The following is a 22,915-nucleotide window of genomic DNA, read 5'->3' as shown; positions in this document are numbered from 1 at the left end:
TTTGAATTGTCGAGCAAGACGCAGCGGTTGAGTGGGCTCTACTACGCTGATTTCATCAGCTGTTACAGCCCTACACAACTGTGCGGAGGTGGGGCGACGAAATCGAATTCTAACGAATTACCGATTTCTGTCCCACTCTCTTGTATTTAATCAACCTTTTCTACCTTTAGCAGTTGGCCGTGTTTTAATTCATAAATGGTATCCACATAGGTCAGGATGGAGCGGTCATGGGTCACCATAATGGCGCTCTTGTTTTTGGATTTGACTTCTTTCCGGATCAATTGGGCGATTTCTTGCCCTCGATCTGGGTCTAGACTAGCCGTTGGTTCATCAGCTAAGATGACCTGCGGATTTCCGATGAAGGCGCGAGCGATGGCTGCCCGTTGTTTTTGCCCACCGGACATCTGATTTGGGTATTGGTGGTAGCAAGCTTCAATACCCAGATCTGCCAACAAGGCTTTGACTTCCTCTTGGCGTTTTTTCTTGTCCTTTTCCCCCTTCAATTTGGCCACCAGCTCTAACTGGTCACCGATTTTCATATAGGAGAGGAGCTGGTGATCTTGAAAGATAAAGCCGAGTAATTCCAGCCGTTTTTGTGTCCACTGGCCTTGGTTGAGTCCAGTCAAGTCTTGGCCGGCGATGCGAATCTGCCCCTCATCCGCTGATAAAAGCAAGCCAGCGATTGCTAAAAGCGTGGACTTACCAGATCCTGAAGGGCCCAAGATGGCGACGAATTCGTTGGGTTCGACGCTTAAATTAAGCTTGTTGAGGACATGGTGCATCTGGCTACCATCGGCGTAGGATTTTTTGATATTTTCTAATGCAATAATGGCCATCTTATTCTCCATTTCCACCAATGACTTCGATTGGATCTACTTTTTTGATTTTAACAAGGGATAAGGCACCACACAAGATAGAGGTCAGGATAAAGCTAACCGAGATGGTGAGATTGTCTTTCAGGGTCATAAAGGAAGGGACGCTATTAGGTAAAAATGGTGCCATTATGGTTGCAAAGCCAAGTCCCAGCAGCACTCCGATGAGGGAGATGATGGTGAGCTGGGATAGTTGGACATAGGTAATCTGGCTCATGGACATGCCAATGGCCTTCAAGACGCCGAACTGTTTCAACTTCTGCAAGGTGAGGATATAGAAGAAAACCCCAAGGATAGCTGAAGAAGCGAGTAAGAGCACCCACGTGATCATCCGTAGCGTCAGGTTTTGAGCCTTGTAGCCAGGGATTTTATCGATTACTTGCTTCTTATCCGCCACCATTAAGTTGCTGGCTAGATCACTAGAAGGGATGCTTTTCTTGGTCACAAGGGTTTGGGCTTGCCATTGATAGCTTGGATCTGTTTTTTGCCGCATGCCTGTGTAGGTCTCCGAGCTGATAAAGCCAATCTCGCTATAGCCGTATTTGGCATTTTTCGCGAAGGCCACGACCTTGAGTTTTTGCTTAGAGGTTTTATCGATCACTTGATCGCCGACTTGGATCCCTTCATCCTCTTTGAAAGAACTGTCCAAAATGACCTCGTTTTTCTTTAAGTCGGAGATCTTGAGGTCGGTATCTTCTATGATTGGATTGAGGATTTCCTCTTCATTGTGATCGGTCGCGAAGTAGGTGATATCCAGAGTGTTGGAATCCTCTGTTTTTGAGACGGTTGCTCGCTGGATGGACAAGCCCGAATAGTCCATCCCCTCTATCTTTTGGACCTCATCTAAATCCTTCACCTTAATAGTTGAAAAGGGGATAATCCCTTCTGAATCCGTCGAAAGGATGTAGTGCAGCGACCCATAGTTATCGATTTGGGCCGATACCGACCGGCCCAGTCCATTTGTCAGACCGGACAAGAATACCACCATAAACATGAGGATGGTAATGAGGAGTTCAATCAGGATAAACTTCTTGGGTTGGTATTTCATTTCATTCCATGCGATTTTCATATTCGTTCTCCTTTTAGCACGGAGGTACTCAAGTAGCTTGGCACCTAAACATACTCTACTATCATACCACAAGTGGGGGGATAATAGGGGGATGGTGTTTGGTAGAGTATGAAGGTATCAAAAATTATTGAATGATAAATAATGAAATTATATTTTTCTAAAAAAAGAAACGATTTCCGAAAAGTTGAGAGTTTGTTATGATGAATATTCAAGACTTAATTTAAGATTTTTAAAATTTTATTATTTTTCAAATTACTAGTTTTAGGGAATTTCGCAATCGATAAATAAACAATTGATAGATAAGTCAGATTGTATTTGACATTAAATGGACATTGGCAATGTTTTGGAAGAAAATAAGTAGAGGAGTAAGTGCCTCTGTTGTTATAAAAAAATGTGAGAATTTTTTTAGTTTGTCCTTAAATTCATTGATAGTAGCTCTCCTTATATTCACACATTATTTGATTTAGAGAAATAAACATGCTACAATGAAAGCGTATACAAAAATCATAAGGAGGAAATGAAAATGAAAAAAACAACTAAGTTTTTGCTAGGTGGTTCATTAGTAATATTGTTTTTAACTCCAGTATCTCAAGTTAAGGCTGATTGGCATCAAGATAATGTTGGTTGGTGGTATTCACTAAACGATGGTTCTTATTATAAAAACACGGAAGCTAAGATTAACGAGAAGTGGTATAAATTTGATGATAGAGGCTATATGATGACCGGCTGGCAGCTAATATGGGAGCGTAATGATAGTAATTATGGGATTATCAAAAACTGGTCTTATTTTGATCCAGTAAATGGTGATAAAAAACTAGGCTGGCAAAATATAGATGGAAAGTGGTATTATCTTACTAAAGACGGGGCACTTATGGGTGATCAAAACATAGATGGGAAAAAATATTATTTTGATCCTGTTAATGGTGATATGAAAACGGGTTGGCGATCCGAACAACAAAATTCAAATACAATTTGGAATTATTTTGACCCTGAAAGTGGAGCCAAAGTAGAAGGTTGGAAAAATATAGATGGTAAATGGTATTACTTTCCTAAATATTACCATGCAGTAACTGGTTTCTGGAGTATAGATGGAAAAGATTATTATTTCGACCCGATTAATTGTGATATGCAAACAGGATGGGTATCTAAACAATACCATTATGGGACAGAAAAGTTGTATTTCGACCCTGTAAGTGGAGCCAAAGTAGAAGGTTGGCAAGAAATAGATGGGAAAAAGTATTACTTTGGTTGGAATGGGGCATTGAGAAATCATAGAAAAATAGATGGAAAAGATTATTATTTTGATCCAGATACTTGTGAATTGAAGATAGGCTGGTTTGAGGCGTTGGGAAACAAATATTATGCAGATCCTAACGATGGTGGGGCACTTGCATCAAATAAAACTTTAATTATAGATGGTATTTCATACACATTCGATTACAATTGCATTCTTATCAATAATGCGCCTTAAATGGTCAACACCTCAAAAGTCAATTTTTTCTAACTTTTGAGGTGTTTTTAACTATGAAAAAGAATTACGTTATACAATAGAGTGAGTTATTTGGTAGTTAAGAAGCTTCATTTAGATCCTTACTTATAGCTAGTTTTTGATAAAACTAGTTGCTAAACTTTTGATAATTTCTAAATACGTAGGGAACGTTATTTTTTAAACTAACTTTTGAGTTCTATTCCAGATGACATTTTCTCTTGTTTTATTTAAAAACGTACAGTGACAGACTTTATATTTTATTTTGGTGATTATGACCTCACTCTATCCACACATTATTTGATTTAAAGTAATAAAGATGCTACAATGAAAGCGTATACATCTGGTGATATAAGGAGGAAAAAAATGAAAAAAATAACTAAGCTTTTGTTAGGTGGTGCATTAGTAATATTGCTTTTAGCTCTACCATCTCAAGTTAAGGCTGATTGGCATCAAGATAATATTGGTTGGTGGTATTCAACAAATAATGGATCTTATTATAAAGATACATTAGCTTATATTGACAACAATATTTATAGATTTGATGAAAGAGGTTATATGATAACCGGCTGGTATTTAGAGGAGCATAGGAATACTAATGGTAGTCTATACAAAGAATGGTCTTATTTTGATCCAGTGAGTGGAGCCCGATTAGAGGGGTGGCAACAGATAGATGGAAAATGGTATTATTTTAATTCAGGTTGGATGGCTCAAGGTAAGCAAAATATTGATGGAAAAGATTATTATTTTGACCTAGTTAATGGTGATATGAAAACAGGTTGGATATCTACGCCAGGACTTAATGGTACAGATTGGTCTTATTACGATCCTGTAAGTGGAGCCCGATTAAAGGGGTGGCAACAGATAGATGGTAAATGGTATTACTTTATAGACTATTCTACTTATAATTATGCATTAAAAGGTTTCAATAAGATAGATGGAAAAGAATATTATTTCGACCCAGTTAATGCCGATATGAAGACAGGTTGGATATCCCAACAAGTTGATGTTAAAAAATGGTATTATTATGATCCAAAAAGTGGAGAACGACTGTTAGGTTGGCAAGACATAGATGGGAAGAAGTATTACCTTACATCAGAAGGGGCATATTGTGGTTATACTTATACTATAGATGGAAAAGAATATTATTTCGATCCAGTTACTTGTGAATTAATAACAGGATGGTTTGAATATAACGGAACAAAACGTTATGCAGACCCAAATGATGGTGGAGCACTTGCATTAAATAAAACTTTAATAATAAACGGTGTTTCATACTCTTTCTCTGATAATGGGGCACTTATTACTAATAAGCCTTAATATATCAACACCCCAAAAGCTAAATTTTTCTAACTTTTGGGGTGTTTTTAATTATGATAATAACAGACCACCCTCGCGGTGGTTTGTTCTATACTAGACATACATCGAAGCGGAGCTAGAAAAGAAGTGAGGAAAGGAGGATGTCTGTGCTAAAAAAAGGATTGATCTTTCTATTATTAGGAATGACTGTGTTAGTAGCTTGGCTTCTCTTTGTTCCGGATGAACAACCAACTCCAAATTTTTCATCTAAAAATAAAATTGAATTGCTGGCAAGAATACTTGATCATCGTAATGCCAATACCATTAGAGAAGCTGGCTATGGGATTCCTTCAGACGCAGAGATCAGACGTGTGGGTGGCATAGACCAACTGGAAATGGATGGGGATTTGAAATGGATGGTACGAGTTCCTAGTCCAGATGACAATAAAATCTTGATTACCTCTTCAACGATCATTGAGGGTGAAAAAATAGATGTAGCCTTTTCATTAGATAAAAAGTGGGTATTACTACATGCTAGTTATTTCCATACGGAGAAAGATGGGATCACTAACCAAGTTGAGGTCAGTGATTCTCAGCAAACAGAGCACCTAGAAAAAGTGCAAACAGCATTAAATCGCTTTGTAGAAAAAATGGAGCAAGAGCTAAAGACGTAACAAGTTTTGGATATCTTAAAAAGAATGAAGTTCCGTAGTCTTTGGTTAGAAGGAGCTTTCAAAATAGATCAAAAAAACCACCTTCGGGTGGCTTTTTTCTATACTCGTTCTCACCATTTCGTCAAAGAGATTTCGCCGCTATTGAGCCAGATTTCTTCTTGATTGTCTAATTGGACCAAGAGTTGGCCGGTATCAGAGATATCTTTGGCGAGGCCCTGATAGGTTTGCTGATTCTGCTCAAAAGTGACAGTTCTTCCTAGGACCAGGGAGCGTTCTTTATAGAGATAGACCAGTTCATCGACATCCGTTTGGAGAAATTCTTTCCAGATCTCGCTGATGAGGTCATTGCGGGTGATGGGACAAGGTCCTTCAAATAAGGAACCAGCCTTGCTTTCTAGCTCTTCTGGGAAAGTAGGGATAGCCAAATTGAGACCGACTCCGATAATAACATCCGTGACGAGACCAGTCTCGATGGACGTGATAGCTTCGGTAAGGATTCCCCCAATTTTTTTATGGCGGTAGTAAATATCATTGACCCACTTGATATCGATATTGATCAGGGTCAGGTTTTTAATAGCCTTGTAGATGGCTCCAGCGACCATGAGGGTATATGGGGGGAGCTCCGCAGGGGGCAGTTGAGGCTTGAGATGAAGGGACATGTAGATGCCCCCTTGATCAGGGCAGTAGTAGTCCCGACCGAAGCGGCCCTTTCCAGCGGATTGCGAATTGGCTAGGTAGAGCGCCTTGCCTTCTTGATGGGCTTCTATGCCTAATTTGGCATCCAATTGGGTGGAGCTACATTGTTCATTTAAGGAAACGGTCAATTGGGTATTTTTTGCGATGACCTCAGGTAGCAGAATATCGCCTGAGACCAGTTTGTAGCCCTTCTTTTTGAGGGATTCGATAACGACCCCATCTTTTTCTAGACGTTGGATAGCCTTCCAGATAGAGGTGCGGGAAACACCTAGTTCTTGCGCCAGCTGCTCCCCGTTGACATAATCATCTGCCTGAGAAAGGGTTTGAAAGAGGATTTCGTGTGTTTTCATAAGACCTCCTAGCGACTGCTGTCTCGAATCGTGAGTTTGGTGGCTAATTTGACCATATAGGGAACACTTGGTTGACTCCCTTGAAAGGTCTGCCGCAACATTTGAATGGCTTGCTTACCCATTTCTTCTGTGTAGACGGTCACTGTGGAAAGGGCAGGAAAGACGTACTTGGCGATGGAAGTATCATTGAAGGAAATGAGGCTGACGCGCTCAGGAACTGCGATTTGATGCTCCTGAAGGGACCGAAGAGCTCCGACAGCTAAGGCATCACTGGCCATGAAAAAGGCAGTTGGCAATTCGTCGCCCAATGCTTGAATCAGTTGCTCCATCATCTGATAACCCGACTCGGTCGAGAATTGCCCAACAGAGACAAAGCGCTCCTCATAAAGTCCTTTTTCCGTGAGAAACTGTTGAAAGGTCCGTTGACGGGGATCCATCTGTAACGGTGTCGCATCTGCCGTCTCTTCCTGCCCGACCAAGAGCCCGATCTCCTTGTGGCCATGCTCAAGGAAATACTCGAGAGCGGTGATGACAGAATCTTCTAGATCGGTCGTCACACAGGAATGCCCTAAATAGAGGGTATTGCTATCGACAAAGATCAGGGGTTTGCCGTAGCTTTCTAGATCTCGAATGGTCTTGGGACTGAATTTCCCAAGAGCGATAATGCCGTCTGCCTCTTGAATCAAGGACCAATCGTCATTATTGAAGATACGAAAGATCTCATAGCCTAATTCCTGGGCTTGTTTTTCCAACCCCATCCGAATGGCATAGTAGTAGAGGTCATCTAATTCTTCTTCACGCGTGTACCATTCAAAGATGACGATTTTATGAAAATCCTCAACTGGTTGAGGCCCTGTTTTGCGGTTTTTCTTTTGGTAATGCAAGTCTTCAGCGATGCGAAGAATCCGACTGCGCGTGTCTTCCCCAACAGATAAGGTCGCATCCTGGTTGAGGACGCGAGAGACCGTTGCCTGAGAAACGCCTGCTTTTTCCGCAATGTCTTTAATCGTTGTCATAGTTCATCCTTTATTGATTTCTACTTCCAGTATACTCTAAAAACTAGTAAAAAGAAATAAAATTTTACTAAATTTTATGTTTATTGCGATATTGGCTAGGAGTCAGCTGGCTATAGGCCTTAAAAGCCTTTGAAAAATAGAGGGGATCTGAAAAGCCCACTGAGTAAGCTACAATCTTGATGCTCTCGTCTGTGTTGGTCAGTAACTGCTGGGCACGCTGCATGCGGACCGAGTGTAAGAATTCCTTGGGAGAGATCTGGTGAAACTCCTTAAAGACAGTTGTCAGATAGGAGCGATGGACATTGAGGTCATCAGCGATCTCTTGAATACTCAAGTGCTCTTTATTGTAATGCGTCTCAATCACATGCTTGCAGGTCAGGTAGAGTTGATAGGTTGGAGATGGATGGCTCCGATGGATATCGGGAGCCACTTCACTGATAAGAAATAGCAGTTCATAGATCTGCGAGAGAAGGTGGAGTTGGTAGTGAGAAGTCATTTTTGAAGCCTCTGCTTTGTGGACGAGTCGCTCCATGAACAGGCCAATCCGCTCTGTGTCCACCTCTGTTTTCTTTAAAAAGCCTTTTTCTTGTAGGGTTGAAAAGCGCATGAAATCACTTACCTTGGTGCCACTGATGCCAATCCAGTAGTAGGACCAAGGTTCTTCTGAGTCTGCCTGGTAGTAGGTCACCTTATTTTTTGGAAGAAGAAAGAGATCCCCGGCCTCTAGGTGGATTTCTTTTTTTTCAAAGTGAAAGACTCCCTTTCCCTTGGTAACAAAATGAAGGACAAAATTATCTCGGACGCTAGGACCAAATTCATAATTCTTCGGACAATCTTCGTAGCCATAAAAATCAAGGGCTAGGTCAATGGTATCGGTTTGGTATTCAGAAAAGACTGACATGATTGAACCTCCTACCTAACATTTTACCATATAAGTGCAACAAAATTCTATTTTCGGAATCGTTTACATCAAGTAAAATAAAGACATGTAAAAAAAGAAAAATATTGGAACTGAATTTAAAAATACATAGTGATATTTTATAGGATCCAATGGAGGAAGATATGGCAATTCGTATCGAACAGAATTTGTTCTATGTAGAAAGTAAGGGACTGAGCCTGATCCTTGAAAATCGAGATGGCTACCTAATGCTCAAGCATCTGGGGCGTCCGATCCCGTCTTATCATTTTTCCAATACCGTACATGAGAAGGATCATGCTTTCTCTGGAAATCCAACACCTGACAATCGCATCTTTAGTCTAGATACCCAGCGTCAGGTTTTGGGACAGCATGGGCTTGGAGATTTTCGAAAGCCGTCGATTCAGATCCAGCACGGCGTTACAGAGGTGACGGATTTCCTCTATGTCGGAGCCAATATCTACTCTGGTAGTATCGAGGCAACTGGTCTTCCCAATCCTCACTCGGTAGACAAAGCTGAAACCTTGGCCCTGATCTTTGAAGATGATCAAGCGGCCCTGCGTTTGACCCTCTACTACACCGCCTACGAGGATCGTGCAACGATCACTACTTTCTCGAAGATTGAAAACTGTAGTGATGAAACTGTCGTGATCCACAAGGCTCTCAGTGTTATGGCAGATGTTCCGGCAGGTGATTATGATGTCATTACCCTTCAAGGGGCTTATGCGAGAGAAAAAACAGTCCGTCGGCAACAAGTTGAGCAAGGAATCTTCTCCATCAGTTCTAACCGTGGTGCTTCTGGACACGCCCAGACCCCGGCCCTTATTCTTGCTGATCATGAAGTGACGGAAGATTCGGGCTCTGCTCTTGCCTTCCAACTGCTCTACAGTGGAAATTTTGAAGGATTTGTTCAAAAGAATCAACTCAATGAAGTTCGGGTTGGCTTGGGAATCAATCCAGAAAACTTCTCCTGGGAGTTGGCGCCGAATCAGAGCTTTGATACGCCGGTAGCCATGATTAGCTATTCACATGAGGGATTGACCGGTCTCAGTCAAGAGAGCCAAGCATTTGTCCAAGACCATATCATTCCTAGTCCCTTTGCCCATAAAGAACGTCCAATTCTTATCAACAACTGGGAAGCCACCTACTTTGATTTCAAGAAAGACAAATTATTGGAGCTGGCAGACGAGGCTCAAAAAGTGGGAATCGAGCTCTTTGTTCTTGATGATGGCTGGTTTGGCAATCGCTATGATGACAATCGGGCCCTCGGTGACTGGACTGTCAATGAAGAAAAATTAGGAGGCACTCTAGCAGAATTGATTCAAGGTATCCACGACAAGGGGCTTCAATTTGGCCTTTGGGTGGAGCCAGAAATGATTTCTGTTGATAGCGACCTCTATCGGGCTCATCCGGACTGGGCTATTCAAGTCCCAGGCTATGAACACACCTATTCACGGAATCAACTGGTGCTTGATTTCTCCAATAAAGAAGTAGTGGCTTATATCAAGCAGGTCTTGGATGACTTACTTGGAAATCATGAGATCGACTATATCAAATGGGACATGAACCGCAATATCACTAAGCTTGGGAATGGGCAAACCTACCTTGAAACCAAGATGCAATCCCATGCTTATATCTTGGGTCTCTATGAAGTGGTTTCTTACTTGACAGAGAAGTACGAGAACATCCTCTTTGAGTCTTGCTCCGGTGGTGGTGGCCGCAATGACCTCGGTATGATGCGTTACTTCCCTCAGGTATGGGCAAGTGACAATACGGATGCCATTGCCAGACTTCCGATCCAGTACGGTTCTAGCTACCTCTATCCTACCATTTCTATGGGGGCTCACGTATCAGCTGTTCCAAATCACCAGATGGGACGGATGACACCACTTGAAACGCTAGGTCATGTAGCTATGATGGGAAATCTGGGCTATGAATTGGATCTAACCAGTCTTCCGCAAGAAGAGTTGGATAGGATTGCAGCTCAAGTCGCTCATTACAAAACGATTCGACCACTTGTTCAGTTCGGAAAACACTACCGCTTGATCAATCCAAGCCAAGGTAGCAATCAAGCAGCCGTCCAGTTCACTTATCAAGACCGCACGGTTGTAACCTATGTACGGGTCTTATCAACGGTTGAGGAGATCGAGCCGACCCTATACCTCAAAGGATTGGAAGAAGATGCGCTCTATCGCTTAGAAGGGACGGACCAAGTCTATTCAGGAGCTGAGCTCATGTATGCCGGCTTAACCGTCGTTCTTCCTCAGGGAGATTTCCTCAGCAAACAATATGTTTTTGTCAAAAAATAAAAGGAGACAGCCAAATGAAATGGTATAAAAAAATCGGACTTCTTGCGACAACAGGCCTAGCCTTGTTTGGGCTCGGTGCTTGCTCCAACGATGGAAAATCTGCGGATGGCACAGTGACCATCGAGTATTTCAACCAGAAAAAAGAAATGACCAAAACCTTGGAAGAAATCGCGCGTGATTTTGAAAAGGAAAATCCAAAGGTTAAGGTCAAAGTTGTCAATGTACCAAATGCTGGTGAAGTATTGAAAACACGTGTTCTCGCAGGAGATGTGCCAGATGTAGTCAATATTTACCCACAGTCCATCGAATTGCAAGAATGGGCAAAAGCGGGTGTCTTCGAAGATTTAAGCAATAAAGACTATCTCAAACGCGTGAAAAACGGCTACGCTGAAAAATATGCCGTAAATGGAAAAGTCTACAACGTTCCTTTCACAGCCAATGCTTACGGAATCTACTACAACAAAGATAAATTCGAAGAATTGGGCTTGAAGGTTCCTGAAACTTGGGACGAATTTAAACAGTTGGTAAAAGACATCGTTGCCAAAGGACAAACCCCATTTGGGATTGCAGGAGCAGAAGCTTGGACCCTCAATGGTTACAATCAATTGGCCTTTGCGACAGCAGCAGGTGGAGGAAAAGAAGCCAACCAATACCTTCGTTATTCTCAGCCAAATTCCATTAAATTGTCTGATCCGATTATGAAAGATGACATCAAGGTCATGGATATCCTTCGCATTAAAGGTTCGAAGCAAAAGAACTGGGAAGGTGCAGGTTATACAGACGTTATCGGAGCCTTCGCGCGTGGGGATGTCCTCATGACACCAAATGGATCTTGGGCTATCACCGCGATCAATGAACAAAAACCGAAATTTAAGATTGGGACTTTCATGATACCAGGGAAAGAAAAAGGACAAAGCTTAACCGTTGGTGCGGGAGACTTAGCATGGTCTATCTCCGCTACTACCAAACATCCAAAAGAAGCCAATGCCTTTGTGGAATACATGACCCGTCCAGAAGTCATGCAAAAGTACTATGATGTGGACGGATCTCCAACAGCGATCGAAGGGGTCAAACAAGCAGGAGAGGATTCACCACTTGCTGGGATGACCAAATATGCCTTTACAGATCGTCACTTGGTGTGGTTGCAACAATACTGGACCAGTGAAGCAGACTTCCATACCTTGACGATGAACTATGTCTTGACAGGTGATAAACAAGGAATGGTCAATGATTTGAATGCCTTCTTTAACCCGATGAAAGCGGATGTGGATTAGGAGTAGAGAGACGATGAAAAAAGTATTACAAAAATATTGGGCATGGGCTTTTGTGGTCATTCCCCTCTTATTACAAGCAATTTTCTTCTATGTGCCAATGTTCCAAGGAGCCTTTTACAGTTTTACCAACTGGACAGGTTTGACCTATAACTACAAATTTGTTGGCTTGAACAACTTTAAGCTCCTCTTTATGGATCCAAAATTCATGAATGCCATTGGCTTTACTGCGATCATCACGATTGCCATGGTGGTTGGTGAAATTGCTCTTGGGATCTTCATTGCGCGTGTCTTGAACTCTAAAATCAAAGGCCAAACCTTCTTCCGTGCTTGGTTCTTCTTCCCAGCTGTTTTGTCTGGCTTGACAGTGGCGTTGATCTTCAAACAAGTCTTCAACTACGGTCTACCAGCGATTGGGAATGCCCTTCATATTGAGTTTCTCCAAACTAGTCTTTTAGGGACTAAGTGGGGAGCAATCTTTGCGGCTGTCTTTGTCCTTCTTTGGCAAGGGGTGGCTATGCCTATCATTATCTTCCTAGCTGGTCTGCAATCCATTCCAACTGAGATTACAGAAGCAGCCAGAATCGATGGTGCGACTAGCAAGCAAGTCTTCTGGAATGTTGAATTGCCTTACTTACTACCAAGTGTCTCTATGGTCTTTATCCTAGCCCTAAAAGGTGGGCTTACCGCCTTTGACCAAGTCTTTGCCATGACTGGTGGTGGTCCAAACAATGCCACAACCTCACTTGGACTCTTGGTTTATAACTACGCCTTTAAAAACAACCAATTCGGTTATGCCAATGCCATTGCCGTAATCTTGTTCTTCTTGATTGTAGTGATTTCGATCATCCAATTGAGAGTATCTAAGAAATTTGAAATTTAAGAGGAGAAGCACGATGAAACAAGATGAAAGAAAAGCCTTGATTGGCAAATACATTCTATTGATTCTAGGATCGGTTCTGATTTTAGTGCCACTCCTTGCCACCCTCTTTAGTTCCTTCAAACCAACCAAGGATATCGTAGACAATTTCTTTGGATTTCCAACCAACTTCACATGGGACAACTTTAGCCGTCTCTTGGCTGATGGGATCGGAGGCTATTATTGGAACTCTGTCGTCATCACTGTCTTGTCTTTACTTGCAGTAATGATCTTTATCCCCATGGCAGCCTACTCCATCGCACGTAATATGAGTAAGAGAAAAGCCTTTACCATCATGTACACCCTCTTGATTCTTGGGATTTTCGTACCTTTCCAAGTTATCATGATTCCGATTACGGTTATGATGAGTAAACTCGGCTTAGCTAACACCTTTGGTTTGATCTTGCTCTACTTGACCTATGCGATTCCACAGACCCTCTTCCTCTATGTCGGCTATATCAAAATCTCTATCCCAGAAAGTCTGGATGAAGCAGCAGAAATCGATGGGGCTAATAAATTTACAACCTATTTCCGCATCATCTTCCCAATGATGAAACCCATGCATGCGACAACCATGATCATCAATGCCCTTTGGTTCTGGAATGACTTCATGTTGCCACTCCTTGTCTTGAACCGGGATTCCAAAATGTGGACCCTGCCTTTGTTCCAATACAACTACGCAGGCCAATATTTCAACGACTACGGACCAAGCTTTGCCTCTTACGTGGTCGGCATTATCAGTATCACCATTGTTTATCTCTTCTTCCAACGCCATATCATCGCAGGAATGAGCAACGGCGCAGTGAAATAACAAGATACAAAGGGACGATTTAGCTTGCTGATTTCAATCGTATCCTAGGAAGCAATTCTAAAATAGAAAAACTCAAGAAAGCCAGGTCTCCTAAGACTTGGCTTTCAAAAAAGAAAAGGAAACCATTATGCCAATTCAAAATAAAACCATGTTAATTACTTACTCAGATAGCTTAGGAAATAACCTTAAAGATCTCTATGAAAATCTGGAGAAGCACTTTGGGGATGCAGTAGGTGGAGTACATCTCTTGCCATTTTTTCCATCAACTGGTGATCGTGGCTTTGCGCCTGTCGACTATGACCAAGTGGATCCAGCCTTTGGAGATTGGGAAGATGTCAAACGCTTGGGGGACAAGTACTATCTTATGTTTGACTTTATGATCAATCATATTTCCCGCCAGTCTAAGTATTATAAAGACTACCAAGAAAAGCACGACCAAAGTGCCTACAAGGATCTCTTTCTCAACTGGGACAAGTTCTGGCCGGAGAATCGTCCGACTCAAGCAGATGTAGATTTGATTTATAAGCGCAAGGACCGGGCTCCTAAACAAGCCATCACTTTTGCGGATGGGACGACTGAGCATCTCTGGAATACTTTCGGGGAAGAGCAAATTGACCTAGACGTGACCAAGGAAGTGACCATGGACTTTATTCGCAAGACCATCGAACACCTGGCGAGCAATGGCTGTGACCTCATTCGTTTGGACGCCTTTGCCTATGCAGTCAAGAAATTGGACACCAATGATTTCTTCGTGGAGCCAGACATTTGGGATTTGTTGGATAAGGTGCGCGATATGGCGGCAGGCTACGGTGCTGAGCTTCTTCCAGAGATTCATGAGCACTATTCCATCCAATTTAAGATTGCCGATCACGACTATTATGTCTATGACTTCGCCCTTCCAATGGTAACCCTCTATACCCTCTATAGTTCAAAAGTGGAGCGCCTTGCCAAGTGGTTGAAGATGAGTCCAATGAAGCAATTCACGACGCTGGACACCCATGATGGAATTGGGGTGGTCGATGTCAAGGATATCTTGACAGATGAAGAGATTGACTATGCTTCAAATGAGCTCTATAAGGTAGGGGCAAATGTTAAACGCAAATATTCCACAGCAGAATACAATAACTTGGACATCTACCAAATCAATTCGACCTATTATTCAGCACTTGGAGATGACGATCGTAAGTACTTCCTAGCCCGCCTAATTCAAGCCTTTGCACCAGGTATTCCACAGGTTTATTATGTTGGATTCCTAGCTGGGAAGAATGATTTGGAACTCTTAGAAAACACCAAGGAAGGCCGCAATATCAACCGTCATTACTATAGCAATGAAGAAATTGCTCAAGAAGTAGAGCGTCCAGTCGTGAAATCCCTTCTCAAGCTCTTTAGTTTCCGGAACAACTCGCAAGCTTTTGACCTAGAAGGAAGCATTGAAGTGGAAACACCAGATGAACATACCATTGTCATCACGCGCCAAAACAAGGACCAGACCGCCACAGCAGTAGCCCGAATCAATCTTGCAGACGGGACTTACAAAGTGACAGAAAACGGTCAAGAAATGGTGTTTTAAAAAAATATGAACGAACTAAAGGATAAGTAAAAAATGCTTATCCTTTTTCTGTTTTAGATGTTGCAACCGTTTACAAAACTATAAAACAATGGTACAATATCTATTGAAAGAAAGGAGGTCGCTTTATGAAAAAAATCATTTATCCATCTGCGGCCCTATTAGCTGCTTTTGCTCTATTATCCGTTCAAACAGCAAAGGCAGACACAGCTCAAGCGTCGGATCAAGCCAATGAACCGGCAGCAACAGTAGAAGAGGTGGTTGCTTCTCCAACGCCAGAAAGTACCACAGAAAATCAGGGAGAAGTGGCTGAAATACCGACGACAACAGACCGTGCAGCTGTCCCTGCTACCTCCCCAACGGTAACATCGACAGAGACGGCATCTCCTGAAGTGGAAAAACTGATTGAAAACATGCCACTCAAACAGAAGGTGACTCAAATGATCATGCCGGACTTCCGTAAATGGCAGGAGGCTAATCAGGAGTCGCCACAGGATCTCACCAAGGTCAATGCTGAAGTAGCAGATGCGATCGATAAATATGATTTTGGAGGCGTTATTCTTTTTGCTGAAAACGTCAAAGAGACCAAGCAGACCCTAGCTCTGACGCAAGATATGCAAAAGGCAGCGATTGAAAACAAGGCCAACAATGGGAAGATTCCGCTATTGTTAGCCATCGACCAAGAAGGGGGGATCGTCTACCGCTTGGGTACGGGTACTGCCCTTCCTGGTAATATGGCCATTGGAGCTACCAATGATCCCAAACTAGCGAAAGAAGCCGGTCAAATCATCGGACGTGAACTTTCTGCACTAGGCTTGAATGTGGACTTCGCTCCGGTTTTGGATACCAATAATAATCCTCAAAACCCTGTGATTGGGCTTCGTTCCTTCTCATCTGACCCAAACCGAGTTGCTTACTTGGGTATTCCGATGATGAAAGGCATTCAGGACTACAATGTGGCTGTAGCAGCCAAGCATTTCCCAGGTCATGGAGATACAGCGGTCGATTCCCATACAGGTCTGCCATTGGTGGATAAATCACTTGCCGAGCTTGAAAAATTAGAACTCCTTCCATTCAAAAAAGCTATGGATGGAGGGGTCGACCTCTTGATGACGGCTCATATCCAATACCCGCAGATTGAAAAAGATCAGGTCGTTTCAAAAGAAACAGGCGAGAAGATTTATGTTCCAGCGACTCTTTCTGATGATATTTTAACGGGCTTGGTAAGGAAGAAATACGGCTATAAGGGCGTGATTGTCTCCGATGCCATGGGGATGGATGCCATCGCCAAGAACTTCGGTGAGGTGGAAGCTGTGAAAATGGCCATCAAAGCAGGAGTTGACCTGGTCTTGATGCCAACGACCCTTCGCAGTAAAGCCGATTTGAGCAAGATTGATACCATTGTCGATGCAGTGGTAGATGCCGTGAAAACCGGTGACATTTCAGAAGAACGCTTAAATGAGTCGGTTCGCCGGATTCTGACCCTCAAAGAAAAACGTGGGGTCTTGAATTTTGATCCAAGTGCTCGGACGGCTGAAAAAGCAGAAGAAGCAGTCGGATCAACCCTCAACCGTGACTTGGAACGCAAGATTGCAGCAGCAGCGGTGACGGTTGTAAAAAATGAAGAAAATACTCTGCCATTTAAGGTGCAAACAGGGGACCATGTCTTACTCTTAGGAGCTTTTGAAAACGAAGTTCCTGGACTAAATTTGGGCATGCGTCGCTTAATCGCGGATGGAGTGCTTCCAAAAGATACTTCCTATGTAGCCAAGAACTTCACCAAAGAATCTACCCTTGATAGTCTAAAAGAAGACCTAGAGAAAGCCACTCACATCGTAGTGATTTCAGAGATCGGTTATGAAGGGCAACTGGATAAAGATTTCTGGCGGACCAAGATCCCAACAGAAATCGTCAATTATGCCAATACCAACCATAAGAAGGCAGCTGTCCTTTCTATCTCTAAACCTTATGATGTAGCCAACTATCCAGCAGCCAAAGCCATTTTGGCAGTCTATGGAAATAAGGGAATGGATCCAACGGAATCCCTCAAACCAGACAATGCATTTGGTCCTAATATTCCTGCAGGAGTGGAAGTCATCTTCAATGGCAAGGAACATCTAGGTACCTTACCGGTTGATATTCCAAAAATTGTAGACGGAAAAATGTCGGAAACAGAGTACGCCTACCGCATTGGTCATGGTCTCTTCTATCCAGCACCTGCTTCATTGCCAACACCAGAAACCCAAGTTCCAACTTCACCAGTTCAAGATCCAACCCATCAGACACAACCAGTAGAGGTTGGTCACACTGGAACACAGGTTCTTGTTAGCAAGCAAAAAAAAGCTAGCACTCTTGATCGTCCACAAGTTACTCCGATCGCTGTGAAACAAGCCACTGATCAGGCTCCTGTCAGCGTGTCAGCAAGTCCTGCATCATCTGTATTGCCAAAAACTGGTCAAACAGAGAATCTCCTAGCTCTCATGGGCATCAGCCTCTTAACCTTCCTTGGATCTTTTGTCTATCCAAGAAAGAAACACTAAAGGATTCAGAATCTCAATTGGGTCACTCCCAATTGAGATTTTTTGGTAAAGTTTTACTAAAATTAACTCAAGTCGGCAATTATCGAATAGAAGTTTTAATCGGAGGAAAACCCTTTGTTATAGCCTTCTTTGGCATAAAATAAAAAATTAATAAAATTTTACTAAAAATACTTGAAGTTTTACTTGCGATCAGATATAATACAAGTATAAAAACGTTTACAAAACTAAAGGAGTTTCTCATGACGACAACAATCACATCTCAAGATTTACAAGCAAAATTCCAGGCTGTCTTTGGGGAAAAGGCTGACCACACTTTCTTTTCACCAGGACGGATTAATCTGATCGGTGAACACACTGACTATAATGGTGGGCATGTCTTCCCAGCAGCCATCACACTTGGTACCTACGGAGCAGCCAGAAAGCGCGAGGATAAGGTCTTGCGTTTCTTCTCAGGAAACTTTGAAGACAAGGGGATCATTGAAGTTCCACTTGAAAATCTCCACTTTGAAAAGGAGCACAACTGGACCAACTATCCAAAAGGCGTGCTCCACTTCTTGCAAGAAGCGGGTCATGTCATTGATAGCGGTATGGATGTCTATGTTTATGGCAATATTCCAAATGGATCCGGTCTTTCTTCTTCAGCTTCGCTTGAGCTCTTGATTGGTGTCATCGCTGAGAAACTATATGATCTTCAGTTAGATCGTCTAGATCTGGTCAAGATCGGAAAACAAACCGAAAATCACTTCATCGGAGTCAACTCTGGGATCATGGACCAATTTGCCATCGGTATGGGAGCTGATCAACGGGCTATTTATCTCGATACCAACACCCTAGAGTATGATCTGGTACCGCTGGACCTCAAAGACAATGTCGTAGTCATCATGAATACCAACAAACGCCGGGAATTAGCGGATTCAAAATACAATGAACGCCGTGCAGAATGTGAAACAGCCGTCTCTGAACTTCAAGAAAAACTAGCTATCCAAACCTTAGGGGAATTAGACCTCTGGTCCTTTGATGCCTATAGCTACCTGATCAAAGATGACAATCGCATCAAACGGGCTCGCCATGCGGTACTCGAAAACCAACGGACTTTACAAGCTCGTAAGGCACTTGAGGCAGGTGATTTGGAAGGTTTTGGTCGTCTCATGAATGCTTCCCACGTATCTTTGGAGCATGACTACCAAGTGACTGGTTTAGAATTGGATACTTTGGTCCATACAGCTTGGGAACAAGACGGCGTCCTGGGAGCTCGGATGACCGGAGCAGGCTTTGGTGGTTGCGCCATCGCCCTCGTAAACAAAGATAAGGTTGAGGCTTTTGAAGAAGCTGTCGGCAAACGTTATGAGGAAGTCGTTGGCTATGCACCAAGCTTCTATATTGCAGAGGTTGCTGCAGGAACACGGGTGCTTGATTAAAAAGGAGATAGGATGACAGAACAGGTATTAGATGCATTTGTTACAGCCGTTATTGCGGCAAGTGACTACCAAGAGATGGATCGGATCTATCTAAAAAATCGTGTCATGAGTCGCATCGGAGAAGAAGGGCTAGACGCGCCAGCTCATAACTCAGATGTGATCGCACTCAAAGAGCAGCTGGTGGAGATCGCTGTTGCGAATGGCAAGATCCCAGATAGCATGGCCGCAAAGGACAGCTTGGGTGCGGAGTTGATGGATTGGATCACCCCTAGTCCGAGTCAGGTCAATCATCATTTCTGGGAGACTTATCGTCAGTCCAAGGAGGACGCGATTGCTGATTTCTATGCCCTCTCGAAGCGCAACGACTACATCAAAGTAGAGGCCATTGCGCAAAATATCGCCTTTGAGGCAGAAACTCCCTACGGTTCTCTTGAAATCACCATCAATCTGTCAAAACCTGAAAAAGATCCTAAAGACATTGCAGTGGCTAAACTTGCGAAAGCCAGTCATTATCCAGCCTGCCAATTGTGCTTTGAAAATGAAGGCTATCAAGGTCGGCTAGACCATCCTGCCCGTGCCAATCATCGGATCATTCGTTTTGATATGGACGGTCATGACTGGGGCTTCCAGTATTCCCCTTATGCCTACTTCAATGAACACTGCATCTTCCTCGATAGCCAACACGTTCCTATGGCCATTAGTCGCAAAACCTTTGAGCGACTTTTGACTATTGTCGAGACTTTTCCAGGCTATTTTGCAGGCTCCAATGCAGATCTACCCATTGTAGGGGGATCCATCCTGACTCATGACCATTACCAAGGGGGACGCCACACCTTCCCTATGGAGCTGGCACCTGTAGAGGATAGCTTTAGCATTGAGGGATTTGAAGCAGTGTCACTAGGAATTGTTAACTGGCCCACGTCAGTTCTTCGTTTGAATTCAGTTGACAAGGAGCAATTGATTGCCCTGGCAGACCATATCTTAGAAAGTTGGCGAGGTTACTCGGATCCAGCTGTGCAAGTCTTAGCCACATCTAACGGTCAACCCCACCATACCATTACCCCCATTGCACGAATCCGCGATGGGCGTTATGAACTGGACTTGGTGCTCCGTGACAACCAAACCTCACCAGAGCATCCAGATGGCATTTACCACCCACATGCAGATGTGCAACACATCAAAAAAGAAAATATCGGCCTGATCGAAGTGATGGGCTTGGCTATTTTGCCACCTCGTCTCAAAGAAGAGCTCAAGCAGGTCCAAGATTATCTGCTTGGACGTGAAAGCAGTGTGGCTCGTTACCACCAAGACTGGGCTGCTGACTTGAAAGCCACTCACCCAGCCATCACAGAAGAAGCAGAGACAGAAGCTATTGTTCGTGAATCAGTCGGTCAGATCTTTGCGCGCGTGCTGGAAGATGCCGGTGTCTACAAGCGAACAGCTGAAGGCCAAGCAGCCTTTAGACGCTTTGTCGCGACACTTTAAGTGTGGAGAAGAGGCAGAAATTTGGTACAATAAGAGAGAAGATAAAGAAGCGAAAGGAAAACAAATGGCAATACTCGTACTCGGAGGAGCTGGCTATATCGGTTCCCACATGGTAGACCGTTTGGTCAATGAAGGACAGGAAAAAGTCGTCGTGGTCGATAGCCTGGTCACAGGCCACCGTGCAGCGGTGCATCCAGATGCCGTCTTTTACCAAGGAGACTTAGCGGATCAAGACTTTATGCGCACTGTTTTTAAGGAACATGCAGATATCGATGCGGTCATCCACTTTGCGGCCTATTCACTGGTTGCTGAGTCCATGGCCGATCCATTGAAATATTTTGACAACAATACAGCAGGCATGGTCAAGCTCTTGGAAGTCATGCATGAATGTGGGGTGCACTACATCGTCTTTTCTTCAACTGCTGCCACCTACGGTATTCCAGAAGAGATTCCGATTCTTGAAACCACTCCACAAAAACCGATTAATCCTTATGGCGAAAGCAAGCTCATGATGGAAACCATTATGCGCTGGGCCGATCAAGCCTATGGCATCAAGTATGTGCCCCTTCGTTACTTTAATGTAGCGGGTGCTAAGCCTGACGGCTCGATTGGAGAAGACCATGGACCAGAGACCCATCTCTTGCCAATCGTCTTGCAAGTAGCCCAAGGCAAACGCGAGAAGATCGCAATTTTTGGAGATGACTACAATACACCAGATGGCACCAATGTTCGGGACTATGTCCATCCATTTGACTTGGCAGATGCCCATCTGCTTGCGGTTGAGTATCTCAGAAAAGGGAATGAATCGACTGCCTTTAATCTGGGCTCATCGACCGGATTCTCTAATCTTCAAATCGTTGAAGCAGCCCGCAAGGTGACGGGACATCCGATTCCACTTGAGATTGCAGATCGTAGACCAGGAGATCCAGATACCCTGATCGCATCCTCTGAGAAGGCGCGTGCCATTCTCGGCTGGCAACCAAAATTTGATAATATCGAAACCATCATCCAAACAGCCTGGGCTTGGCATTCCAGCCACCCAGATGGCTACAATGATCGATAAGGAGGGACTGCGGACATCATTTTTGAGACTTTTCTAATAACATTTAAAACGACAGTTGATCTTGCTAAATGACTCGTTTCAAACGTCAGTCATTTCCTTAACCATCATAAAAAGTGAGGTATTCAAAATGAATAAAACCACAAAAATGTTAGCCGTCTTCTTGACAGCGGGTCTTCTTTTAGCTGGTTGCGCACAAAAAGAGAGTACGAAATCTACTAGTCCATCGTCTACTAAAGCAACTAGTAAAGCAACAAGCAAATCATCCGCTAAAGAGAAGACAAAAGAGTCATCAACTGATGAAAGCAAAAAAGAAGATGCGCTAGCAGGTGCACAAAAAACTGTTCTCGAAACGAGTGATGAAGCAGGTAAGTCAACTATCACCTTGTATTACAAGGGAGATACCTTGTTATTACAAGAAAAAGTTGATGATTACGACGTCTCAAAAGTTCCTGGTGAGAACCCTCTTGAAACCATGAAAGAAGCCGTCGCAAAAAGCCAAGAAAAATTCAAAGATCTGATGGGCCATGGATTTGAACTGACATCAGAATACAAAGACGGAATCTTTTATATCCGCAATACCATTGATTACACAAAAATCGATTTTAATAAATTAAAAGAAATCGTCCCAGGCTTTAATCCGCTAGATGACAAAACAGTTAGTTATTCAGTAACGAAAGACAGTCTTATCAAGGGCGGAATGGTCGAAAAATAAACCAAATGGAGAGCAGCTCAGTTTGCTGCTCTTTTTTTTGTTTTGGTATGAATTCATGGGCATATTTTGGTAAAATAGGATTTAAGGAAAAGAGTATTTAAATGAGTGATATCTTTTTAGAGAGTGCAAATCATGATTTGCATTTGTATGAATAAAATCCTTAGTTGAGTGATTACAGTTAAGAAGTCCACTGACGAGTAGGAAGTATTGAGAAGATCAATCCAGTATACTTATGCACTGATCAAACGATTCATCTCTTTTGAAATTAAAGATGTAATAGAAGGGGTTGGAAGAAATACAATTAAATATAAAAATGAGGCTGGGACAAAAGTCCTAGCCTCTCAGTTGTTTTTGGATTGTCGAGCAAGACGCAGCGGTTGACTGGGCTCTACTACGCTGATTTCATCAGCTTTTACAGCCCTACACAACTGTGCGGAGGTGG

The 22,915-nt window shown here is 43.1% G+C and carries 18 protein-coding genes; 13 read left to right on the top strand and 5 right to left on the bottom strand.

Translation table 11 applies throughout. The features are described from left to right. Positions 1-146: 146 nt before the first annotated feature. Positions 147-836, bottom strand: a complete 690-nt coding sequence (locus HMPREF2686_RS02830; RefSeq protein ID WP_070449130.1) for an ABC transporter ATP-binding protein — start codon at positions 834-836, stop codon at positions 147-149. Position 837: 1 nt separating this feature from the next. Next, entirely contained in the window at positions 838-1,941 is a 1,104-nt protein-coding gene (locus HMPREF2686_RS02825; RefSeq protein ID WP_070449128.1) for an ABC transporter permease, read from the bottom strand. A gap of 523 nt (positions 1,942-2,464) precedes the next feature. Between HMPREF2686_RS02825 and HMPREF2686_RS02820 the strand changes: the two genes are divergently transcribed. The 3 genes from HMPREF2686_RS02820 to HMPREF2686_RS02810 all read left to right on the top strand — a co-directional run bounded on the left by HMPREF2686_RS02820 (position 2,465) and on the right by HMPREF2686_RS02810 (position 5,400). Beyond that, positions 2,465-3,412: an N-acetylmuramoyl-L-alanine amidase family protein gene (locus tag HMPREF2686_RS02820; RefSeq protein ID WP_070449127.1), complete on the top strand. Its 948-nt coding sequence runs from the start codon at positions 2,465-2,467 to the stop codon at positions 3,410-3,412. Positions 3,413-3,793: 381 nt separating this feature from the next. Beyond that, positions 3,794-4,747 (top strand): PspC-like choline-binding domain-containing protein, encoded by a 954-nt coding sequence (locus HMPREF2686_RS02815; RefSeq protein ID WP_070449126.1) that lies wholly within the window; start codon positions 3,794-3,796, stop codon positions 4,745-4,747. Between the two features lie 140 nt (positions 4,748-4,887). After that, positions 4,888-5,400 carry a hypothetical protein gene (locus tag HMPREF2686_RS02810; protein WP_070449124.1) on the top strand — a complete coding sequence of 171 codons (513 nt, stop codon included), beginning with the start codon at positions 4,888-4,890 and terminating at the stop codon, positions 5,398-5,400. A 110-nt stretch (positions 5,401-5,510) separates the two neighbouring features. Here HMPREF2686_RS02810 and birA read toward each other — a convergent pair whose 3' ends face one another. From birA to HMPREF2686_RS02795, 3 genes are all read right to left on the bottom strand, one after another. Then, positions 5,511-6,446 carry a bifunctional biotin--[acetyl-CoA-carboxylase] ligase/biotin operon repressor BirA gene (gene birA / locus HMPREF2686_RS02805; protein WP_070449122.1) on the bottom strand — a complete coding sequence of 312 codons (936 nt, stop codon included), beginning with the start codon at positions 6,444-6,446 and terminating at the stop codon, positions 5,511-5,513. 8 nt (positions 6,447-6,454) lie between these two features. Then, the gene (locus tag HMPREF2686_RS02800) at positions 6,455-7,462 is read right to left on the bottom strand and encodes a LacI family DNA-binding transcriptional regulator (RefSeq protein WP_049506585.1); all 1,008 of its coding nucleotides are present in this window, start codon (positions 7,460-7,462) and stop codon (positions 6,455-6,457) included. A 67-nt stretch (positions 7,463-7,529) separates the two neighbouring features. Next, positions 7,530-8,363: an AraC family transcriptional regulator gene (locus HMPREF2686_RS02795; protein WP_049506586.1), complete on the bottom strand. Its 834-nt coding sequence runs from the start codon at positions 8,361-8,363 to the stop codon at positions 7,530-7,532. 161 nt (positions 8,364-8,524) lie between these two features. Between HMPREF2686_RS02795 and HMPREF2686_RS02790 the strand changes: the two genes are divergently transcribed. The 10 genes from HMPREF2686_RS02790 to HMPREF2686_RS02745 all read left to right on the top strand — a co-directional run bounded on the left by HMPREF2686_RS02790 (position 8,525) and on the right by HMPREF2686_RS02745 (position 22,473). Further along, positions 8,525-10,687: an alpha-galactosidase gene (locus HMPREF2686_RS02790; protein WP_070449120.1), complete on the top strand. Its 2,163-nt coding sequence runs from the start codon at positions 8,525-8,527 to the stop codon at positions 10,685-10,687. A 14-nt stretch (positions 10,688-10,701) separates the two neighbouring features. Further along, positions 10,702-11,961 carry an extracellular solute-binding protein gene (locus HMPREF2686_RS02785; protein ID WP_049506588.1) on the top strand — a complete coding sequence of 420 codons (1,260 nt, stop codon included), beginning with the start codon at positions 10,702-10,704 and terminating at the stop codon, positions 11,959-11,961. A gap of 13 nt (positions 11,962-11,974) precedes the next feature. Beyond that, entirely contained in the window at positions 11,975-12,841 is an 867-nt protein-coding gene (locus tag HMPREF2686_RS02780) for a carbohydrate ABC transporter permease (protein ID WP_023022883.1), read from the top strand. Positions 12,842-12,854: 13 nt separating this feature from the next. Continuing rightward, positions 12,855-13,688, top strand: a complete 834-nt coding sequence (locus HMPREF2686_RS02775) for a carbohydrate ABC transporter permease (RefSeq protein ID WP_021153463.1) — start codon at positions 12,855-12,857, stop codon at positions 13,686-13,688. A gap of 127 nt (positions 13,689-13,815) precedes the next feature. Beyond that, the gene (gene gtfA, locus HMPREF2686_RS02770; RefSeq protein WP_070449118.1) at positions 13,816-15,258 is read left to right on the top strand and encodes a sucrose phosphorylase; all 1,443 of its coding nucleotides are present in this window, start codon (positions 13,816-13,818) and stop codon (positions 15,256-15,258) included. A gap of 125 nt (positions 15,259-15,383) precedes the next feature. Then, positions 15,384-17,795, top strand: coding sequence for a glycoside hydrolase family 3 N-terminal domain-containing protein (locus HMPREF2686_RS02765; protein ID WP_070449116.1), 2,412 nt, complete (start codon positions 15,384-15,386; stop codon positions 17,793-17,795). Positions 17,796-18,034: 239 nt separating this feature from the next. Then, complete coding sequence (locus HMPREF2686_RS02760) at positions 18,035-19,213, top strand: galactokinase (protein WP_398578131.1); 1,179 nt, start codon at positions 18,035-18,037, stop codon at positions 19,211-19,213. A 12-nt stretch (positions 19,214-19,225) separates the two neighbouring features. Continuing rightward, positions 19,226-20,698, top strand: a complete 1,473-nt coding sequence (gene galT, locus HMPREF2686_RS02755) for a UDP-glucose--hexose-1-phosphate uridylyltransferase (protein ID WP_070449114.1) — start codon at positions 19,226-19,228, stop codon at positions 20,696-20,698. A gap of 64 nt (positions 20,699-20,762) precedes the next feature. Then, positions 20,763-21,761: a UDP-glucose 4-epimerase GalE gene (gene galE / locus HMPREF2686_RS02750; RefSeq protein ID WP_070449112.1), complete on the top strand. Its 999-nt coding sequence runs from the start codon at positions 20,763-20,765 to the stop codon at positions 21,759-21,761. A gap of 127 nt (positions 21,762-21,888) precedes the next feature. Next, positions 21,889-22,473 carry a DUF1307 domain-containing protein gene (locus HMPREF2686_RS02745; protein ID WP_003007820.1) on the top strand — a complete coding sequence of 195 codons (585 nt, stop codon included), beginning with the start codon at positions 21,889-21,891 and terminating at the stop codon, positions 22,471-22,473. Positions 22,474-22,915: the final 442 nt, after the last annotated feature.

The organism is Streptococcus sp. HMSC057G03 (genome assembly GCF_001808745.1).
In the GTDB taxonomy this organism is placed as follows: Bacteria; Bacillota; Bacilli; order Lactobacillales; family Streptococcaceae; genus Streptococcus; species Streptococcus parasanguinis_Z.
The sequence above is the reverse complement of the archived record's forward strand: the minus strand, read 5'-3'. Positions and strand labels throughout refer to the sequence as shown.